17 protein-coding genes are annotated in these 20,225 nt (G+C 34.4%); 9 read left to right on the top strand and 8 right to left on the bottom strand.

Annotation, left to right across the window (positions count from 1 at the left end; genetic code table 11):
• Positions 1 to 22: 22 nt before the first annotated feature.
• On the bottom strand, positions 23 to 493 hold the full coding sequence (locus C8C87_RS03085) for a hypothetical protein (RefSeq protein ID WP_121341079.1): 471 nt from the start codon (positions 491 to 493) through the stop codon (positions 23 to 25).
• 72 nt (positions 494 to 565) lie between these two features.
• On the bottom strand, positions 566 to 2,356 hold the full coding sequence (argS, locus tag C8C87_RS03080; RefSeq protein WP_121343275.1) for an arginine--tRNA ligase: 1,791 nt from the start codon (positions 2,354 to 2,356) through the stop codon (positions 566 to 568).
• Positions 2,357 to 2,649: 293 nt separating this feature from the next.
• Here argS and C8C87_RS03075 point away from each other — a divergent pair, with 293 nt between their 5' ends.
• Positions 2,650 to 5,058 carry a TonB-dependent receptor domain-containing protein gene (locus tag C8C87_RS03075; protein WP_121341078.1) on the top strand — a complete coding sequence of 803 codons (2,409 nt, stop codon included), beginning with the start codon at positions 2,650 to 2,652 and terminating at the stop codon, positions 5,056 to 5,058.
• 113 nt (positions 5,059 to 5,171) lie between these two features.
• Here the strand turns inward: C8C87_RS03075 and C8C87_RS03070 are convergent, their stop codons facing one another.
• The 3 genes from C8C87_RS03070 to C8C87_RS03060 form a co-directional block, all read right to left on the bottom strand.
• Positions 5,172 to 5,843 (bottom strand): copper homeostasis protein CutC, encoded by a 672-nt coding sequence (locus tag C8C87_RS03070; protein ID WP_121341077.1) that lies wholly within the window; start codon positions 5,841 to 5,843, stop codon positions 5,172 to 5,174.
• Positions 5,844 to 6,839, bottom strand: coding sequence for an isoaspartyl peptidase/L-asparaginase family protein (locus tag C8C87_RS03065; RefSeq protein WP_121341076.1), 996 nt, complete (start codon positions 6,837 to 6,839; stop codon positions 5,844 to 5,846). It lies immediately after the preceding gene.
• A gap of 153 nt (positions 6,840 to 6,992) precedes the next feature.
• On the bottom strand, positions 6,993 to 8,000 hold the full coding sequence (locus C8C87_RS03060; protein ID WP_121341075.1) for a 3-oxoacyl-ACP synthase III family protein: 1,008 nt from the start codon (positions 7,998 to 8,000) through the stop codon (positions 6,993 to 6,995).
• Between the two features lie 309 nt (positions 8,001 to 8,309).
• On the opposite strand from C8C87_RS03060, the gene C8C87_RS03055 reads away from it, so the two are divergent.
• Positions 8,310 to 10,721, top strand: coding sequence for a S9 family peptidase (locus C8C87_RS03055; protein ID WP_121341074.1), 2,412 nt, complete (start codon positions 8,310 to 8,312; stop codon positions 10,719 to 10,721).
• Between the two features lie 199 nt (positions 10,722 to 10,920).
• Here the strand turns inward: C8C87_RS03055 and C8C87_RS03050 are convergent, their stop codons facing one another.
• From C8C87_RS03050 to C8C87_RS03040, 3 genes are all read right to left on the bottom strand, one after another.
• Positions 10,921 to 11,868 carry an ABC transporter ATP-binding protein gene (locus tag C8C87_RS03050; RefSeq protein WP_121341073.1) on the bottom strand — a complete coding sequence of 316 codons (948 nt, stop codon included), beginning with the start codon at positions 11,866 to 11,868 and terminating at the stop codon, positions 10,921 to 10,923.
• A gap of 104 nt (positions 11,869 to 11,972) precedes the next feature.
• Entirely contained in the window at positions 11,973 to 12,668 is a 696-nt protein-coding gene (locus tag C8C87_RS03045; RefSeq protein WP_121341072.1) for an OmpA family protein, read from the bottom strand.
• Positions 12,669 to 12,682: 14 nt separating this feature from the next.
• Complete coding sequence (locus C8C87_RS03040) at positions 12,683 to 13,159, bottom strand: lipocalin family protein (RefSeq protein WP_121341071.1); 477 nt, start codon at positions 13,157 to 13,159, stop codon at positions 12,683 to 12,685.
• A 180-nt stretch (positions 13,160 to 13,339) separates the two neighbouring features.
• On the opposite strand from C8C87_RS03040, the gene htpG reads away from it, so the two are divergent.
• The 7 genes from htpG to C8C87_RS03005 all read left to right on the top strand — a co-directional run bounded on the left by htpG (position 13,340) and on the right by C8C87_RS03005 (position 20,111).
• The gene (gene htpG / locus C8C87_RS03035) at positions 13,340 to 15,241 is read left to right on the top strand and encodes a molecular chaperone HtpG (protein ID WP_121341070.1); all 1,902 of its coding nucleotides are present in this window, start codon (positions 13,340 to 13,342) and stop codon (positions 15,239 to 15,241) included.
• 452 nt (positions 15,242 to 15,693) lie between these two features.
• Complete coding sequence (locus C8C87_RS03030; RefSeq protein WP_121341069.1) at positions 15,694 to 16,455, top strand: DUF1919 domain-containing protein; 762 nt, start codon at positions 15,694 to 15,696, stop codon at positions 16,453 to 16,455.
• 291 nt (positions 16,456 to 16,746) lie between these two features.
• The gene (locus tag C8C87_RS03025; RefSeq protein WP_121341068.1) at positions 16,747 to 17,148 is read left to right on the top strand and encodes a DUF2721 domain-containing protein; all 402 of its coding nucleotides are present in this window, start codon (positions 16,747 to 16,749) and stop codon (positions 17,146 to 17,148) included.
• A 158-nt stretch (positions 17,149 to 17,306) separates the two neighbouring features.
• Positions 17,307 to 18,203, top strand: coding sequence for a DMT family transporter (locus tag C8C87_RS03020; RefSeq protein ID WP_099713316.1), 897 nt, complete (start codon positions 17,307 to 17,309; stop codon positions 18,201 to 18,203).
• Between the two features lie 68 nt (positions 18,204 to 18,271).
• Entirely contained in the window at positions 18,272 to 18,625 is a 354-nt protein-coding gene (locus tag C8C87_RS03015) for a DoxX family protein (protein WP_099713317.1), read from the top strand.
• Positions 18,626 to 18,629: 4 nt separating this feature from the next.
• Positions 18,630 to 19,238 (top strand): alpha-ketoglutarate-dependent dioxygenase AlkB, encoded by a 609-nt coding sequence (locus C8C87_RS03010; protein WP_121341067.1) that lies wholly within the window; start codon positions 18,630 to 18,632, stop codon positions 19,236 to 19,238.
• A 45-nt stretch (positions 19,239 to 19,283) separates the two neighbouring features.
• Entirely contained in the window at positions 19,284 to 20,111 is an 828-nt protein-coding gene (locus C8C87_RS03005) for a sterol desaturase family protein (protein ID WP_099713319.1), read from the top strand.
• Positions 20,112 to 20,225 lie beyond the last annotated feature (114 nt).

The raw sequence follows: 20,225 nt of genomic DNA, 5'->3' as shown, positions 1-20,225 counted from the left end.
TAAATCGTTAAACGATATAAATTTATTTTTTTTCGAAAGTCAAATAATTGATTCCATCAACATTGCCAGATTTACTTTTTAACCGAACCTTAGTTTCCGTAATTTCAGTAACATCCCAATGCTGCGTTAACTCAATTAATTTATCCGGACTTGAAAACGAAATGGCAAAATCCAAATCATTATCTGGATTATCATCAATACTATTCGATTTTACAACGGACCAATTTCCAGTAAAAATATTTTCACCATTGCTGGAAGTCAAAATTTCATTCGTTCCAAAAGTGAAATTATATCCTAAATATTCATTGGTCATATTACTATTTTTATCAAGAAAATAGCTCACTTTCCAATTTCCTTGACTTAGTATACTGTTTACCTGTGCCAGATTATTCTTTTCAACAGATACTACTTCGGGATCATCAGCACAGCATGTTCCGGCTACATTCAGCAAAAACAGACCAAACAAAAGCGGGTAAAAAAATATCTTTTTCATGATAAAAATATTTATTTGATACTAAATGCACCAAAAAAATATTATTTTCACAATGAATGCCTTAAAAAAATATTACATTCTCTCCGGAACGTTAATTCCTAACAATCTAAATGAAGCTGCAATAGTATCTGCTACTTTTTTAGATAATTGAACTCTGAAAATTTTCTTCTCTAAATCCTCTTCTCCAAGAATAGGAACAGCTTGATAGAACGAATTGTATTCACGAACTAAATCATAAGTGAAATTTGCAAGCAAAGCAGGACTGTGATGCTGCGCTGCATTTTGAATAACTTCAGGGAACAATTCTAACTGTTTTACTAGTTCTTTTTCTTTTTCATGAAGCACAGTCATTTTTGATTTATTCGAAAAGTCAAAATTTGCTTTACGAATAATCGATTGAATTCTGGCGTACGTATATTGAATAAACGGCCCAGTATTTCCAGCAAAATCTACCGATTCTTCCGGATTAAAAAGGATTCGTTTTTTAGGATCCACTTTTAAAATATAATACTTCAAAGCGCCTAAACCAATCGTGTTGTATAATTTTGCTTTTTCTTCTGGAGAATAGGAGTCTAATTTCCCTAAATCTTCTGCAATTTTTTGTGCTGTATCTGCCATTTCCTGCATCAAATCATCGGCATCAACAACAGTTCCTTCACGACTTTTCATTTTCCCCGAAGGCAAATCTACCATTCCGTAAGACAAATGGAATAAATTTTTAGACCAGTCAAAACCTAATTTTTTCAAGATAAGAAACAACACTTTAAAGTGATAATCCTGCTCATTTCCTACCGTATACACCATTCCGCCAACATCTGGATAATCTTTCACACGCTGAATCGCCGTTCCAATATCCTGCGTCATGTAAACCGCAGTACCATCTGAACGCAAAACAATTTTACGGTCTAAACCTTCGTCCGTTAAATCAATCCAAACAGAACCGTCAGGATCTTTTTCGAAAACGCCTCTGTCCAAACCAATCTGAACGACATCTTTCCCTAATAAATACGTGTTACTTTCGTAGTAAAAACAATCGAAATCAACACCAAGATTTTTATAGGTTTTTGCAAAACCATCGTAAACCCATTGATTCATAGTTTTCCAAAGCGTGATAACTGCATCATCTCCAGCTTCCCATTTCAACAACATTTCTTGTGCTTCCAGAATGATTGGCGCTTGTTTCTTGGCTTCTTCTTCCGTTTTGCCTGCGCTCATTAATTGCGCTATTTCTTCTTTGTATGCTTTATCAAAAGCTACGTAATAATTTCCAACTAATTTATCTCCTTTTAAACCTGTACTTTCCGGCGTTTGTCCGTTTCCGAATTTTTGCCAAGCCAACATCGATTTACAAATATGGATTCCTCTATCATTAATGATTTGAGTTTTATACACTTTTTTACCCGAAGCTTTGATAATTTCCGCTACTGAATATCCCAAAAGATTATTACGTACGTGACCTAAATGCAAGGGTTTATTAGTGTTTGGCGAAGAATATTCCACCATTACCGCTTTGTCTTCTGTCCCGAAGCTTCGGGATGGAGTAACGAAACCAAATTTAACATCATCTTTTATTTCTCCGAAGAAATCCAAATAGTAGTCATCTGAAATAACAATATTCAAAAATCCGGAAACCACATTAAAACGACTTACCTCAGCTAAATTTTCAACTAAATAGTTTCCTATTTTATTTCCCAATTCTACTGGATTGCTTTTAACAACTTTCAACAATGGAAAAATAACCATTGTAATATCCCCTTCAAATTCCTTGCGTGTAGTTTGAAATTCAACTTTATCAATCGTAACGTCGAACAAGACTTTTACAGCTTTTTCAATAGAGGGCGTAAGAATTTGTGGTAATGTCATTTCGTGTATTGGTTTTAAGGCTGCAAAGATAGTCATATTGCAGTAATTTGAAAATTGGAAAACAAGATAATTTACACCTAAAAATGAAGTGTTTAACCTTGTTTAAGGTATAAATCCATATTTTTTTCAAAAATCGATGTAACAAAATCCATGTTCAGAAGTCTATTAAGTAAATTTTAATATTTCGTATTTGTTAAAAAATGTTAAATATTACTAAAAAAGGTATTATGTTTAACATAGTATTATATAAAAGAATATATTTGCATCATCAATCAATTAAATCAAACTCAATCATGAAACTTAAATTACTTTTAATCTGCTTTTTCGGAACGTTGTTTTCGATGCAGGCTCAAACTTCGGTCAAACCGACAATTCTGGAAAACTCTGGAATTATCTCTGGAAAAATCACTGACAAAAAGACTAACGAACCATTACCGTATGTAAATATTGTGGTTAAGGAAAATGATAAAGTCATTACTGGTGGCATCACATCTGACAAGGGGACTTTTCAAATAAAAAATTTAGCTTTAAAAGATTACACCGTTGAAATCCAATTTATAGGTTACAAAACAATCTCAAAATCGGCAAAACTATCAGAAGACAATAGCATCAATTTTAATACAATTGCACTAGAAGAAGATGCCGTACAACTAAAAGGTGTAGAAATAGTAGCGGAACGTTCTACTATTGAACAAAAAATTGACAGAAAAGTAATCAATGTTGGAAAAGACTTGACTACCGCTGGTGCAACCGCATCCGAAATCATGAATAATATTCCTTCTGTAAATGTAGATCAGGACGGAAAATTATCCTTACGCGGCAACGAAAACGTACGTGTTTTAGTAGATGGTCGTCCGAGCAATATTGAAGCTTCGCAATTATTGAAACAAATTCCATCCACTTCTATTAAAAAAATTGAATTAATCACTAATCCAAGTGCCAAATACAATCCTGAAGGAATGTCTGGAATTATCAATATCGTTTTACATAAAAATGCAAATGACGGATTTAATGCCAGCGTTAATACGGGTCTAACTTTTGCACAAACACCAAAGATTAGCAACTCGATTAACATGAATTATAGAACCGGTAAAGTGAACTTTTTCTCCACTTATGGGAATAATTTTGGCAAACGATTCAATGAAGGACAAATCTCAAGACTTGACGACAAATCTAATCAAATGTTTGATATTGTAAATGATAACAAATCTCATTTGTTCAAAATTGGAATGGATTATTATATCAATGACAAAAACACTATTTCTGCCTATACAAATCAAAACATATTTGTTGGAGATGGTATTGTGGATGTGAACATTGTAAATCCTGATGCCTCACAAAATTTGCTACTGAATTCTAAATACTTTTCAGATAATACGGACGGTACTTATAATTTAGTTTACAAACATCTAACCAAAAAAGAGGGAGAAACACTGGATTTAGAAATAAACCACAGTATCTATTCTGAAAATCAAAATGCTGACTTTAGAACTACTTTTAATAATCCAAGTATTCCTACTAGCTCTTATACCGATAATCTTGACGAAAAAAGAAGAAATTCTACTATCAATTTAGATTATGTAAATCCGCTAAATGACAAGACTAAGCTAGAATTAGGTGCCGAAAGTAGAATTGTAAGAACCGAAAACAATTACATCACCAACAACAGTTCTTTATCAAATTCTGATTACACCTATGATTTAGATATTTATTCGGCTTATGCTACCTTTGGACAGAAATTCAAAAAAATAGGATACCAATTGGGTGCTCGTTTTGAAAGTTACAAGGTAAGTGCAATGTTAAACGGCGCTACTGCTTACAAGGATGATTACTTCACTGTATATCCTTCGGCTTCGATGACTTATTCTCCAACCGACAAAAATCAGTTTCAAATCAGTTTCAGCCGCCGTGTAGACAGACCTAGTTTAGACCAAACTAAACCCATCAGAGAATTCAGCACACCAAGAGTAACCTCAATAGGAAATCCTGAATTAGATCCACAATTTACCAATTCGATTGAATTAAATTATACTAAAACAATTACTAAAGGATCATTCACCACAGGTCTTTTTGTGCGAAGCATCAATAACGAAATCAACAGAATTCTCTATCCAGATCCACAAAATCAGGACCAACAAATTATGAGTTTTGATAACTTCGACAACAACACAGCCTATGGTTTTGAAGTTTCTTTAAACTACAAAATCAATAGTTGGTGGGACATCCAACCGGCAATAGATTTTTCTAGTATCAACCAAAAAGGATTGGTTTCAGTATTTAATTCAACAAGCAATTCATTTGATTTGGTTTCCAAAGAAGTTACTGCATCAGCTTTCAATGCCCGTTTCAACAGTAATTTCAAAGCAACTAAAAGCCTTCGTTTCCTTTTATTCGGATTCTACAGATCTGGGGTTGACGGTGTGCAATTTAACGGTAAAGAAATGTATAAAATTGATGCTGGCGGACGTTATTCATTCCTAAAAGACAAAGCCACGTTAAGTTTTCGTTTCAATGATGTTTTCGACACTATGAAAGCTGGTTTTGATGGACAAAACCCTTATCCGCAAGTAGGTCAATTTACTTGGGAAAGCCAATCGGTTTATGTTGGTTTCAACTACATCTTTGGTGCAGGAAAAAACAAAAGTTTACAACGCAAACAAAGAGACAACAACACCAAACAAGACGGTGGAGGATTGTTTTAAACGAGAAACATAATGCTTATAAAAATTAGTTTTAATATTTTGTTGTAGCAAGAAAAACCCGGAGTATGCCAACTCCGGGTTTTTCGATTTAAAGAATTACTCTTTTACAATTATTACAAATTAGCTTTCAACGCTTTTACTTCATTACCATTTGCTATTTCACTTGAGTCCGTTATAGCAGAGGAATGATAAAAAACAGCTTTCGTTTTTTCTTTTAATACTCCAATATTCGTGGAACGCAAACCACCACCCGGCATGATGGTAATCCTATCTTTTGCCTTTTCTGCTAATGTGGCCAATGCATCAATACCTTCTACTACATTTGTTTCTACTCCAGAAGTCAAAATGGTTATAAAACCACATTCAATTAGAGATTCAAGAGTTTGAAATTTATTTTTAATTCCATCAAAAGCACGATGAAACGTACACGGAAGTGGATTTGCCAACGCTACTAATTCCGCATTTTGTTCTTTATTAAGACTACCGTCTTCTTTTAAAATTCCAAAAACAAAACCATCAACTTTTAGTTTTTTGAACTGCTCAATTTCAATTTTCATTTGTTCAAATTCAAAATCAGAATAAACAAAATTTCCACCACGAGGTCGAATCATTACATTCAAATCGATAAACAGAATATCACGGACAGCTTTAGTTATTTCAAAATCTGGCGTTGTCCCGCCTTCTTTCATATTGTCACACAATTCTACTCTATCGGCACCATTTTCTTGAGCTATCCTAGCCGATTCAAGATTAAAACACGCTATCTCCAGTCTCCCTTTTTTCATTTATTTCAAAAAATAATCGGCATCAATTAATCGGTTTCCCGTTGCATCATTAACGGCGTAGTTAAAACCTCCTTGAATGCAATAGGAACCATATTCCCCTTTTTTATTCAAGGCGATGAAACCAACTTGAATGTCTTTTAGTTCTTTATTTCTATTCTTTGTTAATTTTACAATTCTGGCAACCGCTTCTTCACAGGCTTTTTGTGGCGATTTCCCCTGACGCATCAATTCGACAACCAAGTGACAACCTGAAATACGTATCACTTCTTCACCATGACCAGTGGCAGTGGCAGCGCCAATTTCATTATCAACATACAAACCAGCTCCTATAATTGGTGAATCTCCTAAACGTCCATGCATCTTAAAAGCCATTCCACTTGTAGTACACGCACCGGAAAGATTTCCTTTAGCATCCAAAGCAATCATCCCGATAGTATCGTGATTTTCTATATTGGCAATCGGTTTATATTGACTAGTTTTCAACCATTCCTTCCATTCTTTTTCAGAATCTTCAACTAATAAATTTTCTTTTACAAAACCTTGAGAAAGTGCAAACTGTAGCGCTCCATCACCCACTAACATTACGTGCGGCGTTTTTTCCATCACCGCTCGAGCCACAGCGATAGGATGTTTTATAAATTCTAAACACCCAACTGATCCAATATTTGCATTTTCATCCATAATACAAGCATCAAGTGTAACACGACCATCTCTATCCGGTCTTCCGCCATATCCTACACTTCGTTCTTTTGGATCACCTTCGGGAACTTTAACTCCTGCTTCTACAGCATCTAAAGCTCTTCCATTATTTTTTAAAACTTCCCAAGCAGCTGCATTGGCTTGTATTCCAAAATTCCATGTAGAAAGTACAATGGGTTTACTCCCCTTTTTTGATGAAAAATCATTTTCTTCTTCTGGTTTCCCTTTAAATGAATTTAACGCAACAGCTGCAGAAGCAATCGCCGCTGTTCGTATAAAATTTCTACGGTTTGTCATATTTTCGATTTTATATTAGTTCTTTCTACTTTAATTTGGTTCCTCAAATCTAAAACATCGTATTCAAATAAAAAAGTCTGCACAATGGATTGTGCAGACTTTGAATATTTTTATAAGAACAGTACTATTGAAATACTATTTTGTCACCGTTATTTACCATTTAATAATAGCGCTTCCCCATGTAAAACCACTTCCAAATGCTGCCAAAACAACAGTATCACCTGATTTTATTTTTCCTTTTTCCCAAGCTTCGGTTAAAGCAATTGGAATAGAAGCTGCAGTCGTATTTCCGTATTTTTGAATATTATTATACACTTGGTCGTCTGTCAAGTTAAATTTCTTTTGGATAAACTGTGAAATTCTCAAATTTGCCTGATGCGGAATTAACATATCAATATCCGAAACCTCTAAATTATTCGCTTGCAATCCCTCATTAATAACTTCACTGAAACGAACTACTGCATTTTTAAATACAAATTGCCCATTCATATATGGAAAATAACTTTCGTCATCCTGATTATTGTCTGCCAAAATATCAGTCACCCAACGCCCTCCCATTCCTGGAGCTTTTACAATTAATTCTTCGGCATGTTGCCCTTCAGAATGTAAATGCGTAGATAAAATTCCCTTTGTCAAATCTTCTTCTCTACTCAAAACAGCTGCTCCTGCCCCATCTCCAAAAATTACCGAAACACCACGTCCACGAGTCGTCATATCCAATCCTGTAGAATGAACCTCAGACCCAATAACCAATATGTTTTTATACATTCCGGTCTTGATATATTGATCTGCAACAGATAAAGCATAAATAAATCCAGAACATTGATTTCTTACGTCTAATGCGCCAACGGTTCTTAAACCTAAATCACGTTGTACTAAAACTCCTGGCCCTGGGAAATAAAAATCAGGACTTAATGTTGCAAAAACTACAAAATCAATATCCGCCGCAGCAACACCTGAACGCTCAATCGCAATTTTAGCCGCTTTCACGCCCATAGAAGTTGTTGTATCTTCTCCTTTTATAATGTGTCTACGCTCTTGAATTCCTGTTCGCTCCTGAATCCATTCGTCATTGGTGTCAATGATTTTCGATAAATCATCATTAGTCACCACGTTTTCGGGAACATAATAACCTAATCCTGCTATTTTTGAATGATACATACTATTGTTATTTTATTAAAATAAAGTTGCAAATTTAAACATACTAAAAAATATGAGCCCACAAATTACTACTTTTTTGTCAATTTACAAGTTTTACAATGTTAACAGCTGTTTCAAGCTATTCATTAGAAATAAAACTAATCATAAAGTACCCTTTTCAACATTATAAGGAAGCAGAAAAGAGTTTTCGTAAAAATTTTGGCCAGTCAGAAACGTTAAAAAGTAATTTTTGTTTTCAATTGTAACAACATTCAATTAATTTAGACCAACAATTAAACATATTTAAACTAACCCAAAATATTTCTATCCATGAAATTAAAAGTCACACTATTTGTGTTTCTATGTATCGGTTTCAATGCCTTTGCCCAAGAAAATTTAAACTATCAAAAACCTTCCAAATCAATCGCTGATTTAGCTGATTATGAAAGAGCGCCTTCGGTATCAATGGACACCAAAAAAGAATACATGCTGCTTACGTATAGAAACACGTATAAATCACTGGACGATTTAAACCAAGATGAATTGCGTTTAGGAGGATTGAGAATTAATCCAGTCACTAATATTTCGAGTACCGTTACGTATATCAACAACCTTAAATTACGTAAAATAAAAGAAAAAGAAGAAGTACAGGTTGCAGGATTGCCAACAAATCCTCGTATCAGTAATATCTCTTGGTCGCCAAATGATAAAAAAATCTTGTTTTCACACACTACAGCTACTGGAGTTGAGCTTTGGTTTATCGACGTAGTTTCAGCGAAAGCTACCAAATTAACAGCCGCTACTGTAAATGCTAATCTTGGCAATCCATTCAGTTGGATGAATGACAACGAAACTATTTTGGTAAAAATGTTACCAAAAAACAGAGCAGCACTTTTGGATGCCAAAAAAGATTTGCCAACCGGTCCGATAATTTCGAATGCCGATGGTGCTAAATCTCAAAACAGAACGTATCCTGATATGTTGAAAAACAAGAATGACGAAATCAATTTTGAGAATATCATCACGTCTGAATTGTATAAAATAAACCTGAACGGAACGGCAACTTTATTCAAAAATGCAGATATGTATGCCGGAGAAAGCTTCTCTCCTGATGGAAATTACATCATGCTGACTACCATTCAAAAACCATTTTCATACATCGTTCCATTGAACCGTTTTCCTTCAAAATCAGTAGTCTATGACAAAGCTGGAAACGAAGTAAAAGTTGTGAATGAAGTGCCGCTGACTGAAATTATCCCTAAAGGTTTCATGGCTGTTCGTAAAGGAAAAAGAAACATGAGCTGGAGAGCAGACAAACCGGCAACATTAGTTTACGCTGAAGCTTTAGATGCTGGAGATCCTGCAAATAAAGTAGAATTCAGAGATGAAGTTTTTCTTTGGAACGCTCCATTTGATGCAGCAGCAACTTCATTGGTGAAAACTCCGCAACGCTACAGCCGAATGATTTGGGGGAACGACAACGTTGCGATTGTTTCAGATGAATGGTATGATACACGTAATACTAAAACGTATTTAATCAATCCATCAAATCCAAGTCAGGCTCCAAAAGTAATTTCCGACAGAAACTCACAGGATGTATATTCCGATCCAGGAAATTTTGAAACCAGAAAAAACCAATACAACAGATATGTTTTGGCTATCGAAAATGACAATGCGTATCTTATTGGGGATGGATTTACTAAAAACGGACAATTTCCTTTTATCAGTGAATTTAATTTGAAAACTTTACAGTCAAATCGTCTGTACACATCGACTTACACCGATAAAAAAGAAGATTTATTAGAGATTGAAGACTTCAAAAAAGGAACTGTTTTAGTACAAATCCAGTCTAAAAACGAGTACCCAAATTATTACCTTAGAAACATCAAACAAAAAAACAAGCTAACGCCAATCACAGCATTCAAAAATCCATTTGAAAGTATCAAAAACGTGAGTAAAGAAGTGATTAAATACAAACGTAAAGATGGTGTTGAATTATCTGGAACGTTGTATTTACCGGTTGGTTACGACAAGGCTAAAAAAGAAAAAATGCCATTGTTGATTTGGGCGTATCCAGCAGAATACAAAGACAAAAATTCAGCGGGACAAAGCACACAAAACCCGAATGAATTCACATTTCCTAGTTATGGTTCTTTCGTATACTGGGTAACCAAAGGATATGTAGTACTTGATGACGCTGCTTTTCCTATTATTGGTGAAGGAACAACAGAACCAAATGATAATTTCATGACGCAATTAGTTGACAATGCAGAAGCTGCAATTAATGCGGTAGATGCTTTGGGATACATCAACAGAAAAAAAGTAGCCGTTGGCGGTCACTCGTATGGTGCTTTTATGACGGCTAATTTATTGACACATTCTAATCTTTTTGCTTGCGGAATTGCTCGAAGCGGTGCATACAACAGAACGTTGACTCCGTTTGGTTTCCAAACTGAACAACGTAACTACTGGGAAACTCCTGAAGTATACAACACAATGTCTCCATTCATGAATGCTGATAAAATGAAAACACCAATGCTTTTAGTACACGGTGAAGCCGATAATAATCCAGGAACGTTCACATTGCAAACCGAACGTTATTTTCAAGCTCTGAAAGGCTTAGGTGCTCCGGCAAGAATGGTTATTCTTCCAAAAGAAGCACACAGTTATGTAGCCAAAGAGAATATTTTGCATTTGCTTTGGGAACAAGATCAGTTCTTAGAAAAGTATTTGAAGAATTAACTTCGAAAGTAGTGATCCGTGATCAGCTATAAGTGATACGAAAGCAGAACATAGCACAAAACCCCGAAACCATATTGGTTTCGGGGTTTTGTTTTTTTACGACAATACTGTTATAAAAGTTGAAAACGGCTTCGAATTCAGATAGTTTTCAGAACTGAAAATCACTGAATATTGAGCACTGATTACTGAACGCTTTTTCTCAGGATAACATCAAGTACACTTCCTGATTGAATTCTAATTCCGAATCATGTTCGAAGAAAATAGCTCGTCTCTCAAAAGCTGCTTTGACTAAATAATGGCTTCCTTTGAAATAGCATTGTTTCACAACTGCTTTCATGATTGCGTTGTCCACCACTTTTAATTGATGCGGATATAATAAAAGTGCTGCGTCTTCGTCATTCTCAAGGTCTATTAATTGAGATAATTTCAACTCATTTACTTCTCCAAAAAGAGAAGCTATGTATTTATTAGCGGGGTTTTCATACAAGGCTTTTGAGTCGCCTTTTGCCACTACTTTTCCGTTTTGAACCACAATCGTTTCATCAGAGAAAGACAAAGCATCGGTACTGTCATGCGTGGCAATAATACAGGTAACACTTTTGTCTTTTAAGTAACGGAATAAATTGCGACGCAAAGAATTCTTCCGGAAAGAATCAATTTGGCTGAACGGTTCATCCAGCAAGATAATTTCAGGTTCCAAAGCCAAAACTCTTGCCAAAGCCACTCGTTGTTGCTGTCCGCCACTTAGGAATTTCGCTTTTACTTTTGCGAAAGCGGTCATTTCGACCATATCCAATAACTCTTGAACGCGGGCTTTCTTCTCCTCAGGATACATATTCGACAGGAACTTGCCTACATTTTCTTCGACAGTTATGTAGGGCATCAAATCGAAATCCTGCGCTAAATATTTAATGTAATCTTCCCCTGGAACAAGATTGTATTTAGGACCCAAAATAGGTCTTTCATTATAGGTTATTGCTCCGCTATCCAAATCATATAATCCGTATATGAGTTTTAACAACGTACTTTTACCGCAACCGCTTTCGCCAATAATAGCGGTGTTTTGACCTTTGGCAATAGTAAAACTTACATTTTCAATAACGGGTTTGTCAATGTAAGTGAAGGAAATATCTTTTATCTCGAGCATCATCTGTATTTAAGAGTGCAAATTTACAATGTTTAATTCAAATTTAGGCACAAAAAAAGGCTGCTTCTTGACGAAACAGCCTTTGTTTATATAGTATTTTTTGCTTAGTTTTTCACTTCAGCTTCGGCATCTTTAATCATTTTCTCATTTGCTGTAATAGCAAATTCAACACGACGGTTTTGGCTTCTACCCTCAACTGTTTCATTTGAAGCAATTGGATCAGCAATTCCTAAACCAGTAACTTGAAATCTACTAGAAGACACCCCTTTACTAGCTAAATAATTTTTAACTGACGCTGCTCTTTCTCCTGAAAGTTTTAAATTATAATCAGCTGGACCAGTACTGTCTGTATATCCGTAAATCGTAATGTTAGTATCTGGATATTCTCCAAAAACAGGAACCAATTTATCTAAATTTGCTTTTGCAGTAGATGTCAAAGATGATTTATTAGTATCAAAACGCACAGCATTTTCATTCAAAACTAATTTAATACCTTCTCCTACACGAACTACTTCGGCTCCTGGAAGTGCAGCATCAATTTCTCTTGCTTGTTTGTCCATTTTGTTACCAATAACTCCACCGGCAACTCCACCTACAACTCCACCTAATACAGCTCCTAGTGCGCCGTTACCACCTTTACCAAGATTGTTCCCAAGAACACCTCCAAGAACAGCTCCCGCAACAGCACCTATTCCTGCTCCTCTTTGTGTTTTATTCGTATTTTTTACTGCTTCACAGCTTGTAAACATTGAACCTATAATCATTATTGTTGCCATTGCAACTATTGAAATCTTTTTCATATCTAAATTTTTTATTAATTAACTTTTTGAAATTGGTACACTACATTCGTCATTTTCCCTCCAACATCGATTTTATCAATCAATTGAAAAGAAGATTCTGTTTGATTCGCTACATATAAAATATAACCATCTCTCACTTTTCTTGCTTTTTCACCTGCATCAAGAATTTTTAAGATAAACTGACCATCATTATTAACAAACCAAGTAATTGGTGAGCTAAATGATACACAATTTGCTTTTGTCAAAGCCATATTTCCTTTATTGTTATTGGAAACAAATTTCCATGTACTTCCTACAAAACATTCCGAATCCGCAAGTTGAAAACTATTCACTTTAATATATTGTGAACCTGGATATGTTACAGAGCTGATTGTCCAATTTCCTTTCATAGCAACTTGAGCCTTTCTATCTGTATTCGTACTTGTCACTGATGTTGACTTACATGCGAACATCAAAACAGCTAACGTGCATACTAAAATTATTTTTCTCATTTTTTTAAAATTTAATGAATTAATACTTACACAAAGATACGATGCAAGAAAAAGAAAATTGTTTCAAAATTAAAGTATTTTGTATCATAATTAACGCTTACGACAATTTGTCACTTCAATTGTAATTGGTATTCTATTTGAAAGAATCATATTCATTAAAATAAACTTAAAATTCAAAATATGACAACAGGTAAAATTAATGTTTCGGTAGAGAACATCTTTCCCTTAATCAAGAAATTCCTATACAGTGATCACGAAATTTTCTTGCGTGAATTAATTTCTAATGGAACGGATGCAACACTTAAATTAAAACATTTAACAAGCATTGGCGAAGCCAAAGTAGAATACGGAAACCCAATTATCGAAGTAAAAATTGATAAGGAAGGTAAAAAATTACACATCATTGACCAAGGTCTTGGAATGACTGCCGATGAAGTGGAGAAATACATCAACCAAGTGGCATTTTCTGGAGCTGAGGAGTTTTTGGACAAATACAAAGATTCTGCCAAAGATTCTGGAATTATTGGACATTTTGGTCTTGGATTTTATTCTGCTTTTATGGTTGCCGAAAAAGTGGAAATCATCACTAAATCTTTCAAAGATGAACCAGCTGCACACTGGACTTGCGACGGAAGCCCGGAATTCACACTAGAACCAGCTGACAAAACTTCTCGTGGAACAGAAATCATTTTGCATATCGCCGAAGATTCTTTGGAATTCTTGGAAGAATACAAAATCAAGGAACTCTTGAACAAGTACAATAAATTCATGCCTATTCCAATTAAATTTGGAACCAAAACAGAAAAAATAGAGCAAAAAAAGGGTGAAGAAGTTGCTGAAGAAGATAAAGACAAAACTTTCACGGAAGTTGAAGTAGACAACATCATCAACAACCCAAATCCGGCTTGGACGAAACAACCAACTGAATTATCAGCGGAGGATTACAAGAATTTCTACCATGAATTGTATCCAATGCAGTTTGAAGAACCGTTATTCCACATTCATTTAAATGTAGATTATCCGTTCAACTTAACCGGTATTTTGTATTTCCCCAAATTAGGTTCCGATTTACAGATTCAGAAAGATAAAATCCAATTGTACCAAAATCAAGTGTACGTAACGGATAATGTGGAAGGAATTGTTCCTGAATTTTTAATGATGCTAAAAGGTGTTGTTGATTCTCCGGACATTCCGTTGAACGTTTCTCGTTCTGGATTACAAGCGGATGCTGCGGTGAAGAAAATCTCCAATTATATCACGCGTAAAGTAGCCGATAAATTAAAATCGTTATTCACTGAAAACCGTGAAGATTTTGAACAAAAATGGAACGACATCAAAATCGTTTTGGAGTACGGAATGCTTTCTGAAGATAAATTCTACGAAAAAGCAGGTGCGTTTGTTTTGTATCCAACAGTTGATGGTAAATTTTACACGTTAGAAGAATTAAAAGAAAATCTTGCTGCGAACCAAACCGATAAAGACGGAAAATTAGTGGTTTTATATGCCGGAAATAAAGAAGCACAACACTCTTATATCGAAATTGCCAAAGACAAAGGATATGAAGTATTATTGCTTGATTCACCAATTATCTCGCATTTAATTCAAAAAATTGAAGGCGATAACAGCAACATGACTTTTGTACGTGTCGATTCAGATCATATTGATAATTTAATCAAGAAAGAGGAAACTACCATTTCTAAATTATCAGAAGAAGAACAAACGAACTTAAAAACCGTTCTGGAAGCTATTGTTCCTAAACAAACCTATTCAGTACAACTGGAAGCTTTAGACAGTAATGCTTCACCATTTATCATCACACAACCGGAATTTATGCGTAGAATGAAAGAAATGAGTCAGTCTGGCGGTGGTGGAATGTTCGGGATGGGAAATATGCCGGAAATGTACAATTTAGTGGTAAATACTAACTCTGAATTAGCAACAAGCATCCTAAACAACAAAGACAAAGACGCTCAGGAAAGTTTGGTAAAACAAGCCTTAGACTTAGCTAAATTATCACAAAACCTATTAAAAGGAGAAGCATTAACGGCTTTCGTGAAAAGAAGTTTTGAGATGATTAAATAAGCAGGGAACCCATTTTATGAAGTAAAATGGTGTGAATCGCTTATTCCGAAGTTGCTTCGGAATATTCAATACACTAAAGCTGTCCAATCTTGGGCAGCTTTTTTTTTGGAGCAGAACGATTGTTTTTCAGAATCACTTACGTCCCGCTATGCGCAGCAATCTTTGCTTTTGACTCCTTTCAAAGCAAAGGATTTTCACTCCTATCGGGGCTATGGAAAGATCCTAATTACTATAAACCTATTTTAAAAATGTGAATAAAAAAGGTTATACACACAAAAAAGCAGTAATCGAATACAGACATTGCAAAGATAAGTAAGATAATCATTATATTTGACAATAAACATGTTCCTCAATAGCTAAAATCTCCATAATTTTGACTAACTAAGTATTAGTTTGTAGCGATTTATAAAAGTTTATAATATTAAAAACAGAATGTAATTGTATCATAAAAAATGCTAAAAATATTAAAAAAAATATTTTACTATCGTAGAAATTTAGCCCGTTATTATTCTTTAAAAAAGATAAATCATCATGATTTTTCACTAATATCAGATAACTGTTGGGGACGGGAACTTTATACATTTCTTGAATTACCATACGCCACACCAACAGTTGGCATTGGCATCGGAGAAGATTTCTTAGATTTTATTGAGAATTTAAATAAAGAATATGCTTATGATGTTAAGGAATTAGATAAAAAACATTGTGACCCTGCACTTAAATTAATTTATCCTGTAGGAACTACACCTTATGCTAAAATTCACTTTTTACATTATGAAAAATTTGATGTGGCTCAGAGGTTATTTCGGATGCGGTATAAAAAAATTAACCCAAACAGAATTTTTTACAAAATTGATTTTGACTTTTTTAATAAGCACACTGCTGAAGATATTAAACGTTGGAATAAAATGAAATTACCTAATAGTGTAGCTTTTTATTCCGATGATACAACGAAATTTTATTCAGGAAAAATACACAACGGTGTTTATATTAAAAAAAAGCACTTTACTGATAACAATTATATCTTTGGTTATACCCAAAAATATTTTGATTATATTTTTTGGTTAAATACAGGCATTCCACATCGAAGCTTTAATTATCGTATACTTAATTTTATTTTACTAGATGATGGAATTAATTTAGAAGTCTTTCATTTTTTTAAATCAATCATAAGTCATTTAAATATAATCCCATCAAGAAAATTACTTGATTAATTTTAATAAAAAAATAATTCAACTGGTCATTTTTACCCTTTCTCTAACACCTTTCTACTGTGATTGCCTCCTTAAATTTAAAGACAAATAGTTGCTTTTACAACTCTCTTACGGAAATGATTAATGAACTTTATTTGTAACGGATAGTGAGTACAATCTCTTAAGAAAATTATTCTACATTCATTGAAATACAAATTTACATTCACAGTTTCTTTTTAGAAAAAACTCTTTAACAAGTTAAGAATCCCGACTTTTAAGGCACAAAAAAACATAATTCTAAATTCTAAAAACATGATTTTACAAATAGAAACTCCGGCATTACTTTTTAGCGCAACTTCGTTGATTTTATTGGCATATACGAATCGATTTTTGACTATTGCCACTATCGTAAGAGGATTAAAAAAAACCTACAAGGAAAAGCAAAACGATATGATTTTATTGGAAATCAAAAACCTGAACTTGCGTTTGACACTGATTCGCAATATGCAAATGGCTGGCGTAATGAGTCTGTTTTTATCCGTTTTCGCCATGCTTTTATTATTCTTAGAACAGCAAACCGCAGGAATTTATCTTTTTGGGCTGAGTTTATTAGGATTATTGATTTCACTAGGATTATCGTTTTGGGAAATCAGTATTTCAGTAAATGCGTTGCGATTGCATTTGAGCGATTTAGTCGACAAAGAAGTGAAATAAAATTAACTTTCAATTGAACGATTCTTTAGATTTATCTATAATTCCCTCATTGCGAAGCAAAATCAAACCAGAATAACAGCCTCAAATATTAAGTCCTAATTTATACCTCATAACTAGGAACTAAACCCTATCTTTGCCCGCTTTTTAAAATTGAAAAAATGATAAAGAATAGTGTATTAAAAGGAGTTTTCCTGGTAGGTCTTGGCGCAACAAGTTATGGAATGTTGGCTACTTTTGTAAAAATAGCCTACGGCGAAGGGTTCACCACACCTGAAGTTACCATTGCTCAATTTGTATATGGAATCACGGGAATGCTGCTGATTAATCTGTTTCAAAAAGCTAAAAAAGGAAATGACGTTGTAAAAGCATCTAAGAAAAACATCACTCAATTAATGCTTGCCGGAACTTCTCTGGGAATGACGAGTATTTTTTATTACTTGGCAGTAAAATATATTCCTGTTTCTATTGCTATCGTTTTATTGATGCAAACCGTTTGGATGGGCGTTTTATTCGAAATGATTTTAGAAAAGAAAAGACCTTCTAATCAAAAAATAGTTTCGGTAGTTATTGTACTAATTGGTACGGCACTTGCCACAAATCTTATTCAAAGCAAAGTAGAATTAGACTGGCGCGGTATCGTTTTAGGGCTTTTATCTGCTGCTTCCTTTACCACAACTATGTTTACCGCTAATCGTGTGGCAACACATGTTTCTTCGGCGCAACGAAGTCTGTTTATGTTACTTGGTGGTGCAATAATCGTATTTGGATTTGCAATTGCGACACAAACAACCCCTTTTAATTTTGAGATTTTCATGAAATGGGGAATCATACTGGCTCTTTTTGGAACTATAATTCCGCCATTATTGTTCAATGCCGGTTTTCCACTTACAGGAATTGGGTTAGGAAGTATTGTATCTGCGCTGGAACTTCCCGTATCCGTACTGATGGCTTACTTTCTTTTGAATGAAAACGTGAATCTAATCCAATGGATTGGAATTATTTTAATCATCCTGGCAATTGTGATTATGAATGTCAACTTCAAGAAAAGGACTTAATTTCTATTTAAAAACATTTGTACTCATTTCATTAAAATTTTTATAAATTCGTGATAAATAACTTTATTATGAATTTACCTTGGCATTTATATGTGATGGCTTTTGTTTACTTTATCGCAGGATTAAACCATTTCAGAAACCCGAGACTGTACCTGAAAATCATCCCTCCTTATTTTCCGAATCCAAAATTATTAAACCACATCAGCGGTTTAGCAGAAATATTTCTGGGAATTGCGCTCTGTATTCCGCTACTTTCAAACTATGCTGCTTGGGGAGTTATTGCTTTATTGATGGCTATTTTCCCAACGCATCTCTATATGTATTTCGATGAAAAAGCAAGAATGGGTTTGCCAAAATGGGTTTTGCTTTTGCGAATGCCATTACAATTAGTTCTCATTTTCTGGGCTTACCAATACACCTAATCCATTGAAATCACTGTTTCAATCTATATCCGACCCCATATTTCTTGACTTGCCAGACGCTGAAATCATCTATTATCCTCAGTTTTTCGACAAAGAGCAAGCCGATATTATTTTTGCAGAATTGGTAAAAGAAATTCCTTGGCAACAAGATGATATTCGGGTGTACGGAAAAACTCATCCGCAACCTCGCCTGACCGCTTTATTTGGAAACGAAGGAAAACCCTATTCGTATTCGAATATAACCATGCAACCACATCCTTGGAATTTGCTTTTGCAAAAGCTAAAAACGGAAATCGAAAATATTGCTGATGTAAATTTCACAACCGTTTTACTCAATCAGTATCGCGACGGAAAAGACAGCAACGGCTGGCACGCCGATAACGAAAAAGAATTAGGAATAAATCCTGTAATTGCTTCAGTGAGTTTTGGTGCGGAGCGTACGTTTCAACTGAAACATAATTTAGACAAAGACCTAAAAAAAAGTATCGTTCTGCAACACGGAAGTTTATTAATAATGAAAGGAACAACGCAGCACTATTGGAAACATCAAATTCCAAAAACGGCAAAACCCATTGGTCCCAGAATAAATGGTACCTTTCGGGTAATCAAATAATTATTTTCAATAAAAATTATTAAATTTGAAATAAATACTCCAATTATGAATGATATTATTGCCTATTTTTCTACCATTCCATCATCACACCGAAGCTTAATTCTTGTGGGTGGAATCACTTTTTTTTGGTTAATAGAAAATGCTTTTCCACTTTTTAACTTCACGTATAAAAAATGGCATCATGCGGGTATTAATATCTTTATGACGTTTACCACAATAGTAGTCAACTTTTGTTTGGCGTTTATTTTATTAAAATCAGCCGATTGGACAATTGCCAATAATTTTGGAATTTTACAATGGCTGCCAGAAATGCCTTTGTGGCTTTATGCATTAGTTGGATTGCTTTTGTTGGATTTAATTGGCGCTTATCTGGTGCATTTAGTAGAGCATAAAACCAAATTTTTATGGCGTTTCCATTTGATACATCACACCGATACTTGGATTGATACCACAACTGCAAACAGACATCATCCGGGAGAAAGTGTAATTCGATTTACATTTACGGCAATGGGCGTTTTAATTATTGGAAGTCCTATGTGGATGGTTTTCCTGTACCAAACGTTATCCGTTGTGGCTACGCAATTCAATCATGCTAATATTTCGCTTCCAAAAAGAGTAGACACCATATTGAGTTATTTTATCGTTTCTCCGGATATGCATAAAGTACACCATCACTATGTTTTGCCGTATACGGATAGTAATTATGGAAATATATTTTCAATTTGGGACAGGCTTTTCGGAACCTTCATGACGCTTCCAAAAGAAGAAATCATTTATGGAATCGACACGCATCCGAAGCCTGAAGAGCACAATGAATTAAAAAATTTATTAAAAATACCCTTTCAAAAACAACCTTTGAAGGAAAATAGTTAAAAAGTATAAAAAAAATGGCCTTTTGAGAAAAAGTAATTATTTTTTTTCTTAATATTGGATGTAATTAAAAATGCAATTTATTAATCATTAACAACTTATTTGAATTAATTTTCA

Source organism: Flavobacterium sp. 120 (genome assembly GCF_003633605.1).
Classification (GTDB): Bacteria; Bacteroidota; Bacteroidia; order Flavobacteriales; family Flavobacteriaceae; genus Flavobacterium; species Flavobacterium algoritolerans.
The sequence above is the reverse complement of the archived record's forward strand: the minus strand, read 5'-3'. Positions and strand labels throughout refer to the sequence as shown.